Annotated in this window: 14 protein-coding genes; 5 read left to right on the top strand and 9 right to left on the bottom strand. The window is 73.2% G+C overall.

Going from position 1 to position 17,717, the window contains the following annotated elements; genetic code table 11:
* The first annotated feature begins 172 nt into the window (after positions 1–172).
* Positions 173–1,336, top strand: a complete 1,164-nt coding sequence (locus ACFTZC_RS14090; protein WP_382889267.1) for a S1 family peptidase — start codon at positions 173–175, stop codon at positions 1,334–1,336.
* Between the two features lie 147 nt (positions 1,337–1,483).
* Here the strand turns inward: ACFTZC_RS14090 and ACFTZC_RS14085 are convergent, their stop codons facing one another.
* The 5 genes from ACFTZC_RS14085 to ACFTZC_RS14065 all read right to left on the bottom strand — a co-directional run bounded on the left by ACFTZC_RS14085 (position 1,484) and on the right by ACFTZC_RS14065 (position 8,840).
* Entirely contained in the window at positions 1,484–1,936 is a 453-nt protein-coding gene (locus ACFTZC_RS14085) for a hypothetical protein (protein WP_382889265.1), read from the bottom strand.
* Positions 1,937–2,003: 67 nt separating this feature from the next.
* Positions 2,004–3,251 carry an SWIM zinc finger family protein gene (locus ACFTZC_RS14080; RefSeq protein WP_382889263.1) on the bottom strand — a complete coding sequence of 416 codons (1,248 nt, stop codon included), beginning with the start codon at positions 3,249–3,251 and terminating at the stop codon, positions 2,004–2,006.
* Positions 3,248–6,190 carry a DEAD/DEAH box helicase gene (locus ACFTZC_RS14075; RefSeq protein ID WP_382889261.1) on the bottom strand — a complete coding sequence of 981 codons (2,943 nt, stop codon included), beginning with the start codon at positions 6,188–6,190 and terminating at the stop codon, positions 3,248–3,250. The genes ACFTZC_RS14080 and ACFTZC_RS14075 overlap by 4 nt, the downstream gene beginning before the upstream one ends.
* Before the next feature lie 99 nt (positions 6,191–6,289).
* On the bottom strand, positions 6,290–7,792 hold the full coding sequence (locus tag ACFTZC_RS14070; RefSeq protein ID WP_382889259.1) for a carboxylesterase/lipase family protein: 1,503 nt from the start codon (positions 7,790–7,792) through the stop codon (positions 6,290–6,292).
* 10 nt (positions 7,793–7,802) lie between these two features.
* Positions 7,803–8,840, bottom strand: a complete 1,038-nt coding sequence (locus ACFTZC_RS14065) for a slipin family protein (protein ID WP_382889257.1) — start codon at positions 8,838–8,840, stop codon at positions 7,803–7,805.
* Between the two features lie 283 nt (positions 8,841–9,123).
* Here ACFTZC_RS14065 and ACFTZC_RS14060 point away from each other — a divergent pair, with 283 nt between their 5' ends.
* Both ACFTZC_RS14060 and ACFTZC_RS14055 read left to right on the top strand, forming a co-directional pair.
* On the top strand, positions 9,124–9,465 hold the full coding sequence (locus tag ACFTZC_RS14060) for a hypothetical protein (RefSeq protein WP_382889255.1): 342 nt from the start codon (positions 9,124–9,126) through the stop codon (positions 9,463–9,465).
* 64 nt (positions 9,466–9,529) lie between these two features.
* On the top strand, positions 9,530–9,883 hold the full coding sequence (locus ACFTZC_RS14055) for a DUF6343 family protein (RefSeq protein ID WP_382889254.1): 354 nt from the start codon (positions 9,530–9,532) through the stop codon (positions 9,881–9,883).
* Between the two features lie 130 nt (positions 9,884–10,013).
* On the opposite strand, the gene ACFTZC_RS14050 is transcribed toward ACFTZC_RS14055, so the two are convergent.
* From ACFTZC_RS14050 to rpsA, 4 genes are all read right to left on the bottom strand, one after another.
* Positions 10,014–10,388: a tetratricopeptide repeat protein gene (locus ACFTZC_RS14050; protein WP_382889253.1), complete on the bottom strand. Its 375-nt coding sequence runs from the start codon at positions 10,386–10,388 to the stop codon at positions 10,014–10,016.
* A 49-nt stretch (positions 10,389–10,437) separates the two neighbouring features.
* On the bottom strand, positions 10,438–11,043 hold the full coding sequence (gene coaE, locus ACFTZC_RS14045) for a dephospho-CoA kinase (protein WP_382889251.1): 606 nt from the start codon (positions 11,041–11,043) through the stop codon (positions 10,438–10,440).
* Positions 11,044–11,169: 126 nt separating this feature from the next.
* Positions 11,170–12,114, bottom strand: a complete 945-nt coding sequence (locus tag ACFTZC_RS14040; RefSeq protein ID WP_365808549.1) for a PAC2 family protein — start codon at positions 12,112–12,114, stop codon at positions 11,170–11,172.
* A gap of 259 nt (positions 12,115–12,373) precedes the next feature.
* Positions 12,374–13,885 carry a 30S ribosomal protein S1 gene (rpsA, locus tag ACFTZC_RS14035; RefSeq protein ID WP_365808547.1) on the bottom strand — a complete coding sequence of 504 codons (1,512 nt, stop codon included), beginning with the start codon at positions 13,883–13,885 and terminating at the stop codon, positions 12,374–12,376.
* A 337-nt stretch (positions 13,886–14,222) separates the two neighbouring features.
* Between rpsA and ACFTZC_RS14030 the strand changes: the two genes are divergently transcribed.
* Both ACFTZC_RS14030 and hrpB read left to right on the top strand, forming a co-directional pair.
* On the top strand, positions 14,223–15,056 hold the full coding sequence (locus ACFTZC_RS14030; protein ID WP_382889248.1) for a class I SAM-dependent methyltransferase: 834 nt from the start codon (positions 14,223–14,225) through the stop codon (positions 15,054–15,056).
* Between the two features lie 59 nt (positions 15,057–15,115).
* Entirely contained in the window at positions 15,116–17,689 is a 2,574-nt protein-coding gene (hrpB, locus tag ACFTZC_RS14025) for an ATP-dependent helicase HrpB (RefSeq protein WP_382889244.1), read from the top strand.
* The last annotated feature ends 28 nt before the right edge of the window (positions 17,690–17,717 follow it).

Genomic DNA, 17,717 nt, shown 5'->3' with positions numbered 1-17,717 from the left:
ACGATCGAACGGTTAAACGATCGAACGCGCCCCGCTCGCGGCCGATGCCCCCAAGAGCCCTTCGTTGGTATGGACCTGTCAGGCATCCTCCGCTACGCTCCGGCTGGCATCGCCTGAAAGCGCTCTCAGGCGCTGCAGTTCCACCCCCACGATGCTGGAACACAGAAGGGCAATGGCCTTGAGACGCACAACAGTTGTACGCACCGGTCTCTCCGCGCTCCTCCTCGTCGGAACCTGGGTGACCGCAGGGATCGCCCCCGCCGCCGCTACCCCCTCCACCCCCTCCGACGTCAAGGCCCCGGCCTCCGCGGGCATGCTCACGGCGATGCAGAAGGACTTCGGCCTGACGGAGAGCCAGGCCGTGGCACGGCTGGCCGCGGAGAAGACGGCGACCGCCGTCGAGACCAAGGCCAAGCGTGCGGCGGGAGCGTCGTACGGCGGCTCCTGGTTCAACGCGGACAGCGGCACGCTGACCGTCGCCGTCACCGACGCGGCCAAGGCCGACGCGATCCGGGCGACCGGCGCGACCGTCCGCCTGGTCGAGCACAGCGAGCGGCAGCTCGACGCGGCGAAGGACCGGATCGACGCGTTCGCCGACGACGCCCCGGCGGGTGTCAGCAGCTGGCGCGTGGACACCAGGACCAACCAGGTCGTGGTGGACGTCGTCGCCTCGCGGAAGAACGACAACGATGTCCGCGCCTTCGTGGCCCAGGCCCGCGAGGCCGGTCCCGTCACTGTCGCGGAGACCGCCGAGGCCCCGTCGACCTTCGCGGCGGGCACGGTCGGCGGCGACCCGTACTACACGGGCAACGTCCGCTGTTCCATAGGCTTCTCGGTGCACGGCGGCTTCGTCACCGCCGGCCACTGCGGCTCGACCGGTGCCCAGGTCAGGGGCTGGGACAACTCGTACATCGGCAACTTCCAGGGCTCGACCTTCCCCGGCAACGACTACGCGTGGGTGAACGTCGGCAGCGGCTGGTGGACCGTGCCGGTCGTCCTCGGCTGGGGCACCGTCTCCGACCAGCTCGTGCGCGGCTCCAACGAGGCCCCGATCGGCGCCTCGATCTGCCGTTCCGGCTCCACGACGCACTGGCGCTGCGGCAACGTCCAGGCCAAGAACGTCACGGTCAACTACTCCCAGGGCGCCGTGTACTCCATGACGCAGACCAGCGTCTGCGCCGAGGGCGGCGACTCGGGCGGCTCCTACATCAGCGGCGACCAGGCCCAGGGTGTCACCTCGGGCGGTTCCGGCAACTGCACCAGCGGCGGTACGACCTTCTTCCAGCCGCTCAAGCCGATCCTCAACCGCTACGGCCTGACCCTGCACACGGCCTGACGCGGGACGGCACGCGGGACGACACGCGCGACCTGCCGCGCGTGACCGACCGCATGACCGGCCGCACAGCCGGCTGACGGAAGCCTGTCGCACGGACCCGGGCCGCGAGGACCGCCCGGCCCCCGCGCGGCAGGCTTTCGGCTGTGCTCACTCACGTCCGCGGTAGAAGTGCCGGCCGCCGATCTTGTCGATATCGCCGATCTGACGGCCGATCTGGAGGACCGGCTCGTTGAACGTGCCGCCTTCGATCGTGTTGTGCACATGGGTGGCCTGCTGGGGCGACGGCGGCGGGCTCAACTCGTCCAGCAGAGACCGCAGTTCCGCCGCCGCCTCCGGGTCCGCGCGCAGGGTGCGGCGCAGCCGGTTGCGCCACTCCGCCTGGATGTCGCTCGCCGCCTCCGCGTCGTCGTCCTGCCGGGCCACGGTCAGATCCGCGTGCGCGGTGTCCAGATCCGACCCGACGGACTCGGCCGATCCCCAGCCCCGCGCGGCGAAGAATCCGGCCACCCGGTCACGGGCCGCGCTCCAGCCGTCCGTCGCCATCTGCTGGACGAGTGTCGTCGCCCCTGCCGCCGCCAGTGCCACCAACTCGGCTTCCACGGGTCCCCCTTCAACCGCTGTGCGATGTGTCCGCTTACCGAAGTACGGGAGTGAACGAGCTTACCGGTCACCTCCCGAGCAGGGCGGTGAGTGCGCCCACCGGGTCCGTGTCGGGGGTGCCACGGGGCCACCAGTCCTCCCGGCCGCGGTCCGACTCGTAGCCGTACCAGATCCCGTCGCGGCCGAAGCGGAGCTGGAGGGAGTCGGTGGAGAGCTGGTTGCGCCGGGGGCGGAAGTGCGGGAAGTCGGCGGCGATGAGGGCCGGGCGGGCCCGGTCGAAGGGGCCCGCGGGCGGGTCCCAGGGCTCCTCCAGCACGGCCAGCCCCGCCAGGCCGCCCTGGCGCCAGGCGGCGACGGCGCGGGCCAGGTCGGTGGGGGTGCGGTGGAGTGCGGCGGCCAGGTCCCGGTAGAGGGCCCGGGTGGAGGCCGTCAGCCCCGAGCCGGGGTGGGCGGCGGCCAGGCGCACCGCGTCCTGCCAGGGGGTGAGGGCGCCGACGGGATCGAGCCCCGTGGTGAGGAGGGTGTGCGCACGGGCCGCGGCCTCGGTGGCGAGGAGGTCGAGGGCGAGCGGGTCGGGCGCACCGGGCGACGGCGGGTAGACGGGCGGCCGGCCCGGGTGCGCGGGGACGGGGAACGGCGGCGGGAGCTGCGGGAGGGTGCGCGGGGTGAGGGCCGTGTACGCGTCGACCGTGGGCATCGGCGGTGCGGATGTGCTCCGTTCGGCCGCGGAGCGGGCGGCGTTGCGGCGCGTCAGATCGGCGAGGACTTCCTGCTCGCCGCGGCCCCGGAGCAGGAAGAGGACGAACGGGTCCTCGTCGAGGAGCCGGGCCGTCTGGTAGCAGAGGGCCGCCGCGTGCTTGCAGGGGTAGCCGTCGTCCGGGCAGGAGCAGTCGGGGGTGAGGTCACCGGCGGTGGGCAGCAGGTCGGCGGAGGCCGCGAGGGTGTGCGGCATGGCCTTGTCGAGCAGTGCGGCGATGTGGTCGGGGCGGGCCGCAGCGGCGTCGAGGAGTTCCTCCCAGCCGGTGTCGTCGAGAGTACGCAGGCGGATCTCCGTACGGTACGGGCGCGGCCGGGAGCCGTGGACGTACGCCATGACCCGGCCGGGCGTGACGGTGATCGCGTCGACATGGCCGCCGCCCGCGTACGTACGCCCGCGCTGGAGCCGGGCGGTGTCGAGGGCGGTGTCCTCCATGGACTCCACCCAGGCGTTGCCCCACCAGGTCTCGGCGAAGTCGGCACCCTCGCGCGGGCGCGCCGGCAGGGCGGGGAACGTACGGCGGCGGTCGTCGTGCCGGGGAGGGCGCGCGGCGGTCATGACAGCCTCCGCAGGGAGACCAGATCGCCCAGCTCACGGTCGGTCAGCTCGGTGAGCGCGCTCTCGCCGGAGCCGAGCACGGCATCGGCCAGTGCCTTCTTGGAGGCGAGCATCTCGGCGATCCGGTCCTCCACCGTGCCCTCGGCGATGAGCCGGTGGACCTGTACGGGCCGGGTCTGGCCGATGCGGTAGGCGCGGTCGGTGGCCTGCTCCTCGACTGCTGGGTTCCACCAGCGGTCGAAGTGCACGACATGGCCGGCCCTGGTCAGGTTGAGGCCGGTGCCGGCTGCCTTCAGCGAGAGGACGAAGACGGGCACCTCACCGGATTGGAACCGGTCGACCATGCGCTCGCGCTCCGCGACGGGCGTACCGCCGTGGAGCAGCTGGGACGGGACCGCGCGGGCCGCGAGATGGGCGGAGAGCAGCCGCGCCATCGACACGTACTGGGTGAAGACCAGGACCGAGCCGTCCTCGGTGAGGATCGTGTCGAGCAGTTCGTCGAGCAGGGCGAGCTTGCCGGAACGGCCGGTCAGCCGGGCCGGGTCCTCCTTCAGATACTGCGCGGGGTGGTTGCAGATCTGCTTGAGGGAAGTGAGCAGCTTCATCACCAGGCCCCGGCGGGCGATGCCCTCGGACTCCTCGATCGCGGCCATCGTCTCGCGGACGACCGCCTCGTACAGCGACACCTGTTCGCGGGTGAGGGGGACGGGGTGGTCGCTCTCGGTCTTGGGCGGCAGCTCGGGCACGATCCCCGGGTCGGACTTCTTCCTGCGCAGCAGGAACGGCCGGACCAGCCGGGCCAGTCGCTCCACCGCCTCCTCGTTGTCGACGTCCTTGACGTCGACGCTCTTCGCGTTCTCCACATTCTCGACGATCCTGGCGTGGCGGGCGCGGAACGCCTTCAGGGAGCCGAGCAGCCCGGGGGTGGTCCAGTCGAGGAGGGCCCACAGCTCGGAGAGGTTGTTCTCCACGGGGGTGCCGGTCAGCGCGACCCTGGCGGGCGCCGGGATCGTACGGAGCGCCTTCGCGGTGGACGAGAAGGGGTTCTTGACGTGCTGCGCCTCGTCGGCGACGACCATCCCCCAGGGGTGCGCGGCCAGGGTCTCGGCGCTGCCGCGCATCGTGCCGTACGTGGTGAGGACGAAGCCGTCCGTCACCTCGTCCAGGGTGCGTCCCGCGCCGTGGAAGCGGTGCACGGGGACGCCGGGGGCGAAGCGGGTGATCTCGCGCTGCCAGTTGCCCAGGAGGGAGGCGGGGCAGACGACCAGTGTCGGGGCGGGGCGGGCGCGGTGCAGATGGAGGGCGATGACCGTGACGGTCTTGCCGAGGCCCATGTCGTCCGCGAGGCAGCCGCCGAGACCGAGCGAGGTCATCAGGTCGAGCCAGGCCAGGCCGCGCAGCTGGTAGTCGCGCAGGGTGGCGGCGAGCGCCGGGGGCTGCGGGACCGCCCCCGGGCCCGCGACCAGCCGGTCGCGCAGCGCCGCCAGCGCGCCCGTCGGCACGGCCTCCACCGTCTCGCCGTCCACCTCCGCCGTGCCGGTGAGGGCGACGGCCAGCGCGTCGACGGGCTCCAGCAGCCCCAGCTCCCGCTTGCGCGCCTTCCGTACGAGCGCGGGGTCGACGACCACCCACTGATCGCGCAGGCGGACGATCGGGCGGTGCGACTCGGCGAGGGCGTCCATCTCCTGCTCGGAGAGCGGCTCGCCGTCGAGCGCCAACTGCCAGTTGAACTTGAGCAGTTCAGCACTGTCGAAGAACGGGGTGCCGTCGGTGGCCGAGCCGGGCGCGGGACGGACGACAGCGGCGGCCGTGAGGCTGCGTGCCAGCTCCCGGGGCCAGTGCACGGCGACGCCCGCTTCCGCGAGTCGGGCCGCCCCGGGCCCGAGCAGCTCGTACAGCTCGTCCTCGGAGAGCGGCAGCGCGTCGGGGACGTCCCGCTCCAGGAGCCGGGCGAGCGGTGTCCAGACCCGGGCCGCGCGGCGCAGCGCGAGCATGGCGTCGATCCGGGCGCGCGGGCCGAAGCTCTCGCCGTCGCCGGCCCAGAGTCCGGCCGCGTCGATGACGAGGGTCGGGTCGGCCAGGCTGTGGATCTGGACGAGAGCCGCCCCGGCCCGGCGCACGTCGTCCGGGGACTCGCCGTCGGCCCGGCGCTCCCTCCCGAGGCCGTCGGGGGCCGTCTCCGCGTGGTCGAAGAGTTCGTACGCCGACAGGTCGAGGCGCAGCGAGACCCGTACGCCCGCGTCCATGCCGGCCGCCGCCTCGGCCGCCCAGGGCCTGGCGCCCGGGAGATGCTGCGGGGCCCGCGCGGCGAACGGCTTCCCCGCCGCGTACGCCGCCGCGGGGGTGCGGGGCAGGGAGTCGGCCACCGCGTCGAGAAACGCCCGGACCAGCGCTTCCGGTTCGGGGAGCAGGAGTGGGCCGTCGCCCGGCAGCGGCACGGGATGGGCCTCGGGCGGCATGGCCGCGGCGACGGCGCGCAACTGCGCGATGTCGTCGGCGTCGAGCGGGCCGGCCCGCCAGGCGTCGTGGTCGGAGGCGGTGAGCCCGGGGAGCAGCCGGCCCCGCGCGGCCAACTGGAGTGCGTGCAGCGCGGCGGCGCCCCAGCAGGCGGACGCCGGGTGGGCCGTCCTGTCGCGCCGGGCACGGACCAGCAGCGGGACCGCGTCGGCGACGGACATCAGCACGGCGGGGACCGTGACAGCGCGGACACCGCCGGCCGCGCCGGCACTGTCCCCGTCGCCGTTGCCGTCGCTATCGCCGTTGCTGTTGCTGTCGTCGGTGCCGAATCCGTCCCGCCGTACGACCGTCAGCTCGTCCCCCGGCGCCTCGGGCAGCTCCCCCTCCGGCGCCCAGAAGGCGACCCGGCCCTCGCGCGGCAGCCCCGCGGGCAGGAAAACGGCTGCGTGGCGCACCAGCCCCACGGTCCCGTGCGACGTCATGGTGCCACCCCCTCCTGCCTCGAACGGCCAAGATCCGATTACCTCTGCGAGTCTAGGCGGGGGGTCTGACACTGCCCCTCGGCCGAGCGTCTCCGCAGCTCAGCGCAGTCCGTCCCAGAGTTCACGCTCCCGTGGCCGAAGATCACGCACGGTGGCGGAGGCGGCGCCGGGGCCGCCGCCGAAGACCATCGTCGTCCGCGTGTCCCGGTCGTACGGCGCCCAGCCCGGATCGCCCGTCCGCGCGAACGCCACCCACGCCCGGTGCATCGCGCCGGCGAGCTCCGCCGGCGGCCGGTCGCCGAGCATCGGGGTGTACGCCGGGTGGTCCGGGCGGTCGAAGACGAACCCCAGCTCCGCGCCGTGGCAGGCGCCGAGGACCCGGCCGGGCCCGTCGCCGTGGCGGAAGAGGCGAGGGGAGCGCCAGGCGAACTCGTACAGGTACGCGCCGGGCACGGACTCCGCGAGGCGGACCGCCGGGATCCGGTAGAACCAGTCGGTGGCCAGGGCGTCGAACACCTCGCCGGGGCTCGCGCCGGGCCGCGCCTCGCGGTAGACGGCCGACGCCCTGTCGGGGTCCGGGCCGTACGCGGCGGCGGTCGCGCGCAGCTTGGACTCCGGCAGCGCGTCCAGCCGCCCGGTGGGCACGAGGAAGAGCCGGTACTCCTCCCGGTTGCTGCCGGCCAGCAGCCGGACGCCGTGGTCCGGGCCTGGCAGGGGCAGCTCCGGGAGGACCGGTTCGAACGGCATCATGTTGAGCGCCGCCTCACCCCACAGCTCCGGGTCGGGCCGGGCGCCGATCTCCACGCGCAACTCGCTCTGCGCCGCCAGCAGCCGGTCGCCGGGCACGGCGGCGAAGGCGTCCGCGGTGGGCGGTACCGACAGCTTCGCGGCCAGCCGGGCGGTGATCAGCCGCGCGGACGCGGGGCGCAGGAAGTGATGGGCCGCGCCGCTCTGGAGGATCGCCGCGCGGAACAGACCCCGGGCGCGCTCCGTCGCGAGGAGGACGCCGATGCTCATCGCCCCGGCCGACTCCCCGAAGAGGGTGACACGGTCCGGGTCACCTCCGAAGGAGGCTATGTTGTCGCGCACCCACTCCAATGCGGCGATCTGGTCGAGCAGCCCCCTGTTGTCCGGTACGCCGTCGAGATGGAGGAAGCCCTCGGCTCCGAGCCGGTAGTTGAACGTCACGCACACCACGCCGTCGCGGGCGAACGTACCGCCGTCGTACGCGGGCAGTGATCCCGAGCCGTTCGTGAACGCCCCGCCGTGCACGAACACCAGCACCGGCAGGCGGGCCTCCGGACCGGCCGCGGGGGTCCAGACGTTCAGGTTGAGGCAGCTCTCCCCGGGCGCGCCCCGGACGGTGTGCTGCGGCAGGAGGGCGTCGAGGGGCGGCGCGTACGGGGCCTGCGGCGCCGTCGGGCCGTAACTGACCGCGGGCCGGACGCCCTCCCACGGCTCGGCTTCGTACGGTCGGCCGAAGCGCGGGGCGGTCGCGTACGGGATCCCCAGGAACTCCGTCACCGACGGGAACGGGGCCGCCCGGCCCGCGACCCGGCCCTGCCGGGTCGCGCACCACGGCACCGCCCCTCGGCGCGCCACGCCCCACCGGTCAGATGTGCGGCTGGACGTGGGGGCGGGCCGGTGGCGACGCCTCGTGGGAGACGAGCCGCTCGCTCAGCATGTCCGGCCCTGCCTCCGGCGCCGATTCCGATTCCGGTTCCGCCTCCGGCTCCGGCGCCGCTACCGGCTCCGGTTTCTCGACGGACCGGTACGGCTCGGCCGAAGGGGTCTCCGGGGTCCCGGTGCCCGCCGCCGGGGTCTCCGGGGCCGGTGGTGCAGCGGCCTGGGCAACTCCCGAGACCGCCTCGACCGCCTGCGCGGCCTCGGCGGGCGTGGCCCGCTCCAGGAAGCGCAGCAGTTCCACGGGGAACGGCAGGACGAGGGTGGAGTTCTTCTCGGCGGCGACCGCCACGACCGTCTGGAGCAGCCTCAGCTGCAGGGCCGCGGGCTGTCCGGACATCTGCTTGGCGGCCTCGGCGAGCTTCTTCGACGCCTGGAGCTCCGCGTCCGCGTTGATCACGCGGGCCCGCCGTTCCCGGTCCGCCTCCGCCTGGCGGGCCATCGACCGCTTCATGGTCTCCGGCAGCGACACGTCCTTGATCTCGACCCGGTCGATCTGGACGCCCCAGCCGATCGACGGGCTGTCGATCATCAGCTCCAGGCCCTGGTTGAGCTTCTCCCGGTTCGACAGCAGGTCGTCCAGGTCGCTCTTGCCGATGATCGAGCGCAGCGAGGTCTGCGCCATCTGCGAGACCGCGAACCGGTAGTCCTCGACCCGGATCACCGCGTCGGCGGCGTCGACGACCTTGAAATAGATCACGGCGTCCACGCGCACCGTGACGTTGTCGCGCGTGATGCCGTCCTGTGCGGGCACCGGCATCGTCACGATCTGCATGTTGACCTTGTGCAGCCGGTCCACGAACGGGATGACCGTGGTGAATCCGGGACCCCTGATGCCTTCTCGCAGCCGTCCGAGGCGCAGGACCACGCCGCGCTCGTACTGCTTGACGACCCGGGCCGCCGCCATGGCGTACAGCCCGCACGCGCAGACGGCGGCTATGACCGCTATGACCAGTTCCTCGACCATGATGGGCCCCCTGACGCCTGACGCCGGACCGAGGTGCTATTAACCACGGTATGCCTTGTATGACCCGGTGGTCGAGACGCGCGGAGCGGGAAGATACCGGCGCGTAGCCCGACCGGCCGCGCTCGCGGTGCCGCGGTGGACCGGATCCGGCAGGGTGACCAGCACATGCCCGCTTTCCGCCTCCTCCTCGCCCGTTTCCCGCTCTCCTCCCGCCCGATTCCGCCGCTCCCGCCGCTCCCGCCGACTCCGCCGACTCCGCCGCTTCCGAGACGAGGGCCCGCACATGTCCGTGACCGATCACCGGCGCCTCGGCATCGCCGCCGGGACCGCGCTCCTGACCCTCGCCGTCGCGGGCTGCTCCGGTCTCGGCCGGGCCGCGGTGGGCACCATCACGTACGACACCGGGCAGAAGCTCCGGATCCAGGTGACCACTCCCTCGGTCACGGGCTGTCACCGGCTGAAACCCGTCGGCGCGGTCTCGATCGCCAATCGCACCGTGCTCGACCTCATCGCGTACCCGACGGCCGACTGCACCGGCAAGAACACGACATACATCGCCACGACGCTGTCCGACGTGATCGCCCCCGGCGCCGGGCCCTGGCGCAGCTACTCGATCGTGCACTGACGCGTTCACCGGCGCGCCGCGCGGGTACACCTGGGGTGAGGGTGGAACGGGAGGTGCGAGAGCCATGCGGCGCACCGGAAGTGAACCTGTCACCGCGCGCAGCGCACTGCGGATGCGGTTCTGGCTGAGTCTGTGGGGGCTGGTATGGACCGGCCTCGGCACCGCCGCGTTCGCCGTGGCCGGCCGGCCCGGGTGGGCGGCGGCCTGCGGCGTGCTGGTGCTGATCGTCGCGATCGATCTGACCGTGGTCCTGCGGCGGATCCGGCAGGGTCCGCGCTTCCAGCCGGGCCGGGATGTCCCGCCGTACCCACCGGGTCACGGCCCGAACCCGGTCCTGCCGGAGGACCGCGAGCGCATCCGTGACCTGGAGCGTCACCGGATGCGACGGCGCCACCGCACCGGGCACCACACCGTCTGAGGTAGTTGCCCGACGCGGGGGACGCGCGCCTCGTCGAGGCGCGCGTCCCCCGCGTGTCCTATGTGACCTACGTAGACCTACGTGGCCTACGTGGCCTGCGTTTCCCGACTCGCCCTGCGTCTTACGTGTCCTACGTGTCCGACGCCTTCGAGTCGAAGCGTGCCGCCTCCAGATACTCCGGCTTCGGGTCCAGCGCCGCCGCGAGTCTGAAGTGCCGCATCGCCTGCTCCGGCCGCCCCGACCGCTCGAACGTGCGGGCCAGCGCGAAGTGCGCGAACGCGTTGTCCGGCTCCCTCTCCAGGACGAGCTCGAACTCCAGCTCGGCGGGGCGCAGTTGCGCGGCGGCGAAGAACGCGCGGGCGCGCAGCAGCCGGGCCGCGGTGTTCTCCGGGTGGGACGCGATCACCGAGTCCAGCAGTTTGACCGCCCCGCGCGGGTCGCGCGCGGCGAGGAGCTGCTCCGCCGCGCGATAGTCGATGATGTGGGTCTCCGGGCTCTCTGGCACGTTCGCATCCTTCCCTTACTTCGCGCTCTCAACGCCGCACACAGCGGCGCTATTCCTCACGGCGGGCGTGTTCGGTCACTGTCCGCCACACCTCGCGTACCTGCGGTTCCAGCAGTTCCAGCGGACCGTCGTTGTCGATCACCACATCGGCGACGGCGCGCCGCTGCGCGCGCGTGGCCTGCGCCGCCATCCGCTCGCGTGCCTCGCGCTCCGTCATCCCGCGCAGCCGTACGAGCCGGTCCAGCTGGGTCTCGGGGGTGGCGTCGACGATCACGACGAGGTCGTACAGCCCCGTCATGCCGTTCTCGACGAGCAGCGGTACGTCGTGGACCACGACCGCGTCCGGGCCCGCCGCCGCCTCCAGCTCCGCGGATCGCGCCCGCACCAGGGGGTGCACGATCGCGTTGAGCGCCCGTAGCCGCTCCGGATCACCGAAGACGATCCGGCCGAGCCCCGGCCGGTCGAGGGCGCCGTCGGGGGTCAGGACGCCCGGGCCGAACTCGGCCACCACGGCCGCCAGCCCCGGCGTTCCCGGCTCCACCACATCCCGGGCGATCCGGTCGGAGTCGATCAGCACCGCTCCGTATCCGGTCAGCAGGCGAGAGACCTCGCTCTTTCCCGAACCGATTCCGCCGGTAAGTCCCAACCTCAGCATGGCGCAAGCGTAGGCCCTGGACGGACCGGGGCCCGTACGCGGCCACAGCACACGCACGGGCCACCGAGGCCGGCGACGGAGCCGGATGATGTGGCAGAGCGGCGAAGGCAGGCCCGCGCCCGGGCGTCACGCGCCGCCGTCGCCCTCCCGCTCCGCGAGGAACTTCTCGAACTCGCGGCCGATCTCGTCGGCCGACGGCAGCTCCGCCGGCTCGGCGACCAGGCTGCCCCGCGTCTCCGCGCCGGCCATCGCGTCGTACTGGTGCTCAAGCCCCTGCACCATCGTGACCAGCTCGTCGTCGCCCTCGCCGAGCTGCCGCTCGATCTCCGTCTGGGTGCGCTGCGCCTCCGTACGCAGGGAGTGCGCGACGCTCGGCAGCACCAGCCCCGTCGCGGCCGTGATCGCCTCCAGGGCGGTCAGCGCCGCGTCCGGGTACGAGGACCTGGCGACGTAGTGCGGGACATGCGCGGCGACGCCGAGCACGTCGTGCTCCGACTCCATCAGCCGGTACTCCACCAGCGATTCCGCGCTGCCGGGCACCTGTGCCTCGTCGAACGGGGAGCGATGACCCGGCATCAGGTCGGTGCGGTTTCCGTGCGGTGTGATGCCGACGGGGCGCGTGTGCGGCACGCCCATCGGGATCCCGTGGAAGTTGACGGACAGTCGTACGCCGAGGCGATCGACGATCTGCCGTACGGCCAGGGCGAAGCGCTCCCATTCCACGTCCGGCTCGGGGCCCGACAGCAGCAGGAACGGGGCGCCCGTGGCGTCCTGGACCAGCCGTACGTCGAGCGTGGGCGTCTCGTAAGCCGTCCAGCGGTCGCGCCGGAACGTCAGGAGCGGGCGTCGCGCGCGGTAGTCGACCAGCCTGTCGTGGTCGAAACGGGCCACCACCTGGTGGGGCAGCGACTCCAGCAGGTTCTCGACGATCTGGTCGCCGGTCTCCCCCGCGTCGATGTAGCCGTCGAAGTGGTACAGCATGACCAAGCCCGCCGACTCCTGCGCCAGCGCCATGTCGACGACGGCGAGGCCCTTGGGCTCCCACTCGTACAAACCCTGCGGATCAAGCACGGTTACCGCTCCTCCTCGTATTCATAACGAAGAACGCGTCATGGGGCGCAGGCATTCCCCACGTCCCACCCGCCTAACCTCCCGGCCCGCGCGCCTTCTTGAGCGGATCGGGACACGCGCACACGCGGGCACGCGGACACCCGCGCACGGAGACAGGCGGACACGGGGATACGTGGACACGCGTAAGGCCCGCTCCCCGAGGGGAACGGGCCTTACGTTCAAGCGGTACTGCTCCTACCTACGACACACTGCCGGAGCGTCAGCTCTGGCCGCCGGCCAGCTTCTCGCGCAGCGCGGCGAGCGCCTCGTCCGACGCCAGGGCGCCGGAGTTGTCCGCCGACTCCGAGGAGTACGAGCCACCGCCACCGGAGGCGGCCGGAGCGCTGCCCCCGCCGGCGGGCGCGGCAGCACCCTCGGCAGCGGCGGCCTCGTCGGCCTCGCGGGACTTGATGACCTGGGCCTGGTGCTGCTCGAAGCGCGACTGCGCCTCGGCGTACTGGCCCTCCCACGCCTCACGCTGGGTCTCGAAGCCTTCGAGCCAGTCGTTGGTCTCGGGGTCGAAGCCCTCGGGGTAGATGTAGTTGCCCTGGTCGTCGTAGGACGCGGCCATGCCGTAGAGCGTCGGGTCGAACTCGACCGAGGCCGGGTCGCTGCCGAAGGACTCGTTGGCCTGCTTCAGCGAGAGGCTGATGCGGCGGCGCTCCAGGTCGATGTCGATGACCTTGACGAAGATCTCGTCGTTGACCTGGACGACCTGCTCCGGGATCTCCACGTGGCGCTCGGCCAGCTCGGAGATGTGGACCAGACCCTCGATGCCCTCGTCGACGCGGACGAACGCGCCGAAGGGAACGAGCTTGGTGACCTTGCCGGGGACGACCTGGCCGATCTGGTGCGTCCGGGCGAACTGCTGCCACGGGTCTTCCTGCGTCGCCTTGAGCGACAGGGAGACACGCTCGCGGTCCATGTCCACGTCGAGAACCTCGACGGTGACCTCCTGGCCGACCTCAACCACCTCGGAGGGGTGGTCGATGTGCTTCCAGGACAGCTCGGAGACGTGCACGAGACCGTCGACGCCGCCGAGGTCCACGAACGCGCCGAAGTTGACGATCGAGGAGACGACGCCGGAGCGGACCTGGCCCTTCTGCAGGGTCGTGAGGAAGGTCTGGCGGACCTCGCTCTGGGTCTGCTCCAGCCAGGCACGGCGGGACAGGACCACGTTGTTGCGGTTCTTGTCCAGCTCGATGATCTTGGCTTCGAGCTCCTTGCCCACGTAGGGCTGGAGGTCGCGGACGCGGCGCATCTCGACGAGGGAGGCCGGCAGGAAGCCACGGAGGCCGATGTCGAGGATGAGACCACCCTTGACGACCTCGATGACGGTACCGGTGACGATGCCGTCCTCTTCCTTGATCTTCTCGATCGTGCCCCAGGCGCGCTCGTACTGCGCACGCTTCTTGGACAGGATGAGACGGCCTTCCTTGTCCTCCTTCTGGAGAACCAGGGCCTCGATCTCATCGCCCACGGCGACGACCTCGTTGGGGTCGACGTCGTGCTTGATCGAAAGCTCGCGGGAGGGGATGACGCCTTCGGTCTTGTAACCGATGTCGAGCAGGACCTCGTCCCGGTCGACCTTCACGATGACGCCGTCGACGATGTCGCCGTCGTTGAAGTACTTGATCGTCTCGTCGATCGCGGCGAGGAAGGCTTCCTCGTTACCGATGTCGTTGACCGCAACCTGCGGGGTGGTGGCGGTGGTCTCGGTGCTGCTCGTCATGTGGGAAAGGGCTCCGGTGCGGACAGTGAGTCGTAGGTACTGCTACGCCGGGAGCCCGTATCGCCACCTGCAAGAACCCGGACAGCCAAGGGAGCGCCGTCCCCGAAGAGCCAGGGAAAGCGCCTCGCCGACCGAGGAAAACGTACTTACAGAGTGCGAGCGCGGCTGCTACGTCTGAGGCGCGCAAGCCCGCAGCGCAACCTTTAGCATACGGGGGCAGCCGGGCACGGTCAATGCGCGAAGGCGCACACCCGGGGCGGAACGTCCCATACCCGGCACAAACTGCGTTTGATGAGGCCACAAGGGCCTCCGCCCGCACCCTACGACGACGGACATCATGATCCAAGAGCAGCAGGAACAGGCCGGAAGCGAGCCCGAGGCGACCCGCCGTGACTCCGGCGAGACGGAGAGCAGCCGCGCCAACCGGGGCTGGTGGGACAGGAACGCCGACGACTACCAGATCGAGCACGGCAGCTTCCTCGGCGACGACCGCTTCGTCTGGTGCCCCGAGGGGCTCGACGAGGTGGAGGCCGAGCTGCTGGGCCCGGCGGAGGAACTGCGCGGCAAGGACGTCCTGGAGATCGGGGCGGGCGCCGCGCAGTGCTCGCGCTGGCTGTCGGCGCAGGGCGCGCACCCCGTGGCGCTGGACCTCTCCCACCGCCAGCTCCAGCACGCGCTGCGCATCGCGGAGGGACGGAGCCGCGCCTTCCCGCTGGTGCAGGCGGACGCGGGGGCGCTGCCCTTCCGGGACGGCTCCTTCGACCTGGCCTGCTCGGCGTACGGCGCGATCCCGTTCGTCGCGGACCCGGTGAAGGTGTTCCGCGAGATACGGCGCGTCCTGCGGCCCGGCGGGCGCTGGGTCTTCTCGGTGACGCACCCGGTGCGCTGGGCGTTCCCCGACGAACCGGGGCCCGAGGGTCTGACGGCCGGGGCTTCGTACTTCGACCGCACCCCGTACGTGGAGCAGGACGAGGCGGGGCGCGCGGTCTACGTGGAGCACCACAGGACGGTCGGCGACCGGGTGCGGGACGTGGTGGCCGGCGGCTTCCGGCTGGTCGACCTGGTGGAGCCGGAGTGGCCGGCGTGGAACACGCAGGAGTGGGGCGGCTGGTCCCCGCTGCGCGGCGCGCTGATCCCGGGGACGGCGATCTTCGTCTGCGAGCGCGACTGAAGTACGCGGTCCTCGCAGCCGACGGCCCCGGCGGTAACGCGGCGGGCGACACTGGGCGGGTGATCCGCGACGACATCCTCGGCAGCCTGCCCGTACGCACCGCCGTCCCCGCGCTGGAACGCGCCCTCGACACGCACGGCTGCGCGGTGCTCTGCGCGCCGCCGGGCACCGGCAAGACGACGCTGGTGCCGCTGGTGCTGGCCGGGCTGCTCGGGGAGGGTGCGGAGGGCCCGGTACGGCGGGTGATCGTGGCGGAGCCCCGGCGGATCGCGGCGCGCGCGGCGGCCCGCCGGATGGCGTGGCTGCTGGGCGAGCGGGTCGGGGAGCGCGTGGGCTTCACGGTGCGCGGGGAGCGCGCGGTGGGGCGCTCCACGGTGGTGGAGGTGGTGACCACCGGGGTGCTGCTCCAGCGGCTCCAGCGGGACCAGGAGCTGGCCGGGGTCGATGTGGTGATCCTCGACGAGTGCCATGAGCGCCACCTCGACGCGGACACGGTGGCGGCGTTCCTGCTGGACGTACGGGCGGCGCTCCGGCCCGAGCTGCGGCTGGTGGCGGCGTCCGCGACCACCGACGCGGCGGGGTGGGCGCGGCTGCTCGGGGACGCGCCGGTGGTGACGGCGAGCGGCGTGTCGTATCCGGTGGAGGTGGTGTGGGCGCCGCCCTCGACGGCCGTACGCCCGCCGCACGGGATGCGGGTCGATCCGGCGCTGCTGACGCATGTGGCGTCGGTGGTGCGCCGGGCGCTCGCCGAGCGCGCCGGCGATGTGCTGTGCTTCCTGCCGGGGGTGGGCGAGATCGGCCGGGTGGCCGGGCTGCTCGGGGAGTGCGGCGCCGAGGTGCTCCAGGTGCACGGCCGGGCGCCCGCCGCCGTGCAGGACGCGGTGCTGGCGGGGGCGGCGTCGGGCCGCCGCGTGGTGCTGGCCACGGCGGTGGCCGAATCCAGCCTGACCGTGCCGGGCGTACGGGTCGTCGTGGACGCCGGGCTGGCGCGCGAGCCCCGTACGGATCATGCCCGGGGGCTCAGCGCGCTGACGACGGTACGGGTGTCCCGGGCGGGCGCCGGACAGCGCGCCGGGCGGGCCGGGCGCGAGGCCCCCGGGACGGTGTACCGCTGCTGGTCGGAGGCGGAGGACGGCCGGCTGGCACGTTTCCCCTCCCCCGAGATCAAGGTCGCGGATCTGGCGGCGTTCGCGCTCCAGGCCGCGTGCTGGGGTGACCCGTCGGCCGAGGGGCTCGCCCTGCTGGACGCGCCGCCCGCGGGCGCGCTGGCGGCGGCGCGCTCCGTGCTGGCCGCGATCGGCGCGGTGGACGGGGACGGCCGGGCGACGGCGCGGGGCGTCCGGATGGCCGGGCTCGGTCTGCACCCCCGGCTCGCGCGGGCGCTCTTGGACGGCGCGGCCGAGGTGGGCGCGGGCCGGGCTGCGGAGGTGGTGGCGCTGCTGAGCGAGGAACCGCCGAGGGCGTACGGGGACGATCTGGCGGCGGCGTGGCGTACGGCGCGCAGGGGCGCGAGCGGAAACGGGAGCGGGAGCGCGAGTGGCGGCAGGGCCGGAGGCGGGAGCGGGGACGCGTACGCGGCGCGCTGGCGCCAGGAGGTACGACGGCTCACTTCCTCGGTGACCGGCGCGCGCCCCGGTGGCGGTGCCGGGCCCGCGTCCGACGACGCCGCCGCGGGGCTGGTCACCGCGCTCGCCTTCCCCGAGCGGGTCGCCCGGGCCCGGGGCGAGGGGGCGTTCCTGATGGTCTCGGGGACGGGGGCCGAGCTGGGCCAGGGCTCCGCGCTGCGGGGCGCGGGCTGGCTGGCGGTGGCGGTCGCGGACCGGCCCGCCACCGCCGCGTCGGCGCGGGTACGGCTGGCCGCCGTCATCGACGAGGACACCGCGCGGGCGGTGGGCGGCTCCGCGTACTCCGAGGGCGAGGAGGTGCGCTGGGAGGGTGGCGAGGTGGTGGCCACCCGGGTGGCACGGCTGGGCGCGGTGGAACTGTCCGCACGCCCGCTGAAGCAGCCGGATCCGGGGCTGGTGCGCGGGGCGCTGCTGGCCGGTCTGGAACGGGAGGGGCTGGGGCTGCTGCGCTGGACGCGCGACGCGGAGGGGCTGCGCGAGCGGCTCGGGTTTCTCCACCGGGAGCTGGGCGGCGGCTGGCCGGACGTCTCGGACGGGGCGCTGCTGGCGCGGGCCGAAGCGTGGCTGGAGCCGGAGCTGTCCCGGGCGCGGCGGCGCGCGGATCTGGGCCGGCTGGACGCGGGGCAGGCGCTGCGGCGGCTGCTGCCCTGGTCGACCGGGGAGGCGGCGCGCCTGGACGAGCTGGCGCCGGAGCGGATCGAGGTGCCGAGCGGTTCGCGCGTACGGGTGGAGTACGGCGGGCCGCAGCCGGTGCTCGCGGTGAAGCTCCAGGAACTGTTCGGGCTGCGGGACACGCCGCGGGTGGCCGGGGAGGCGGGCGTTCCGGTACTGGTCCACCTGCTCTCGCCGGCGGGGCGGCCCGCGGCGGTGACGGCGGACCTGGCGTCGTTCTGGCGGGACGGCTACCGGGCCGTGCGGGCGGAGCTGCGGGGCCGCTATCCGCGCCACCCGTGGCCGGAGGACCCGTCGACGGCGGTGGCGACGCGCCGCCTGAACAGCCGGCGCTGACAGCACCGGCCGTACGGGGCCGAGGCCG

This window comes from Streptomyces sp. NPDC056987 (assembly GCF_042673865.1).
Taxonomy (GTDB): domain Bacteria; phylum Actinomycetota; class Actinomycetes; order Streptomycetales; family Streptomycetaceae; genus Streptomyces.
The sequence above is the reverse complement of the archived record's forward strand: the minus strand, read 5'-3'. Positions and strand labels throughout refer to the sequence as shown.

Coding starts and splice junctions, on each gene's coding strand:
- ACFTZC_RS14090 (WP_382889267.1), top strand. CDS start 173: ATGGCCTTGAGACGCACAACAGTTGTACGCACCGGTCTCTCCGCGCTC.
- ACFTZC_RS14080 (WP_382889263.1), bottom strand. CDS start 3,251: ATGACCGCCGCGCGCCCTCCCCGGCACGACGACCGCCGCCGTACGTTC.
- ACFTZC_RS14075 (WP_382889261.1), bottom strand. CDS start 6,190: ATGACGTCGCACGGGACCGTGGGGCTGGTGCGCCACGCAGCCGTTTTC.
- ACFTZC_RS14065 (WP_382889257.1), bottom strand. CDS start 8,840: ATGGTCGAGGAACTGGTCATAGCGGTCATAGCCGCCGTCTGCGCGTGC.
- ACFTZC_RS14060 (WP_382889255.1), top strand. CDS start 9,124: ATGTCCGTGACCGATCACCGGCGCCTCGGCATCGCCGCCGGGACCGCG.
- ACFTZC_RS14055 (WP_382889254.1), top strand. CDS start 9,530: ATGCGGCGCACCGGAAGTGAACCTGTCACCGCGCGCAGCGCACTGCGG.
- coaE (WP_382889251.1), bottom strand. CDS start 11,043: ATGCTGAGGTTGGGACTTACCGGCGGAATCGGTTCGGGAAAGAGCGAG.
- rpsA (WP_365808547.1), bottom strand. CDS start 13,885: ATGACGAGCAGCACCGAGACCACCGCCACCACCCCGCAGGTTGCGGTC.
- ACFTZC_RS14030 (WP_382889248.1), top strand. CDS start 14,223: ATGATCCAAGAGCAGCAGGAACAGGCCGGAAGCGAGCCCGAGGCGACC.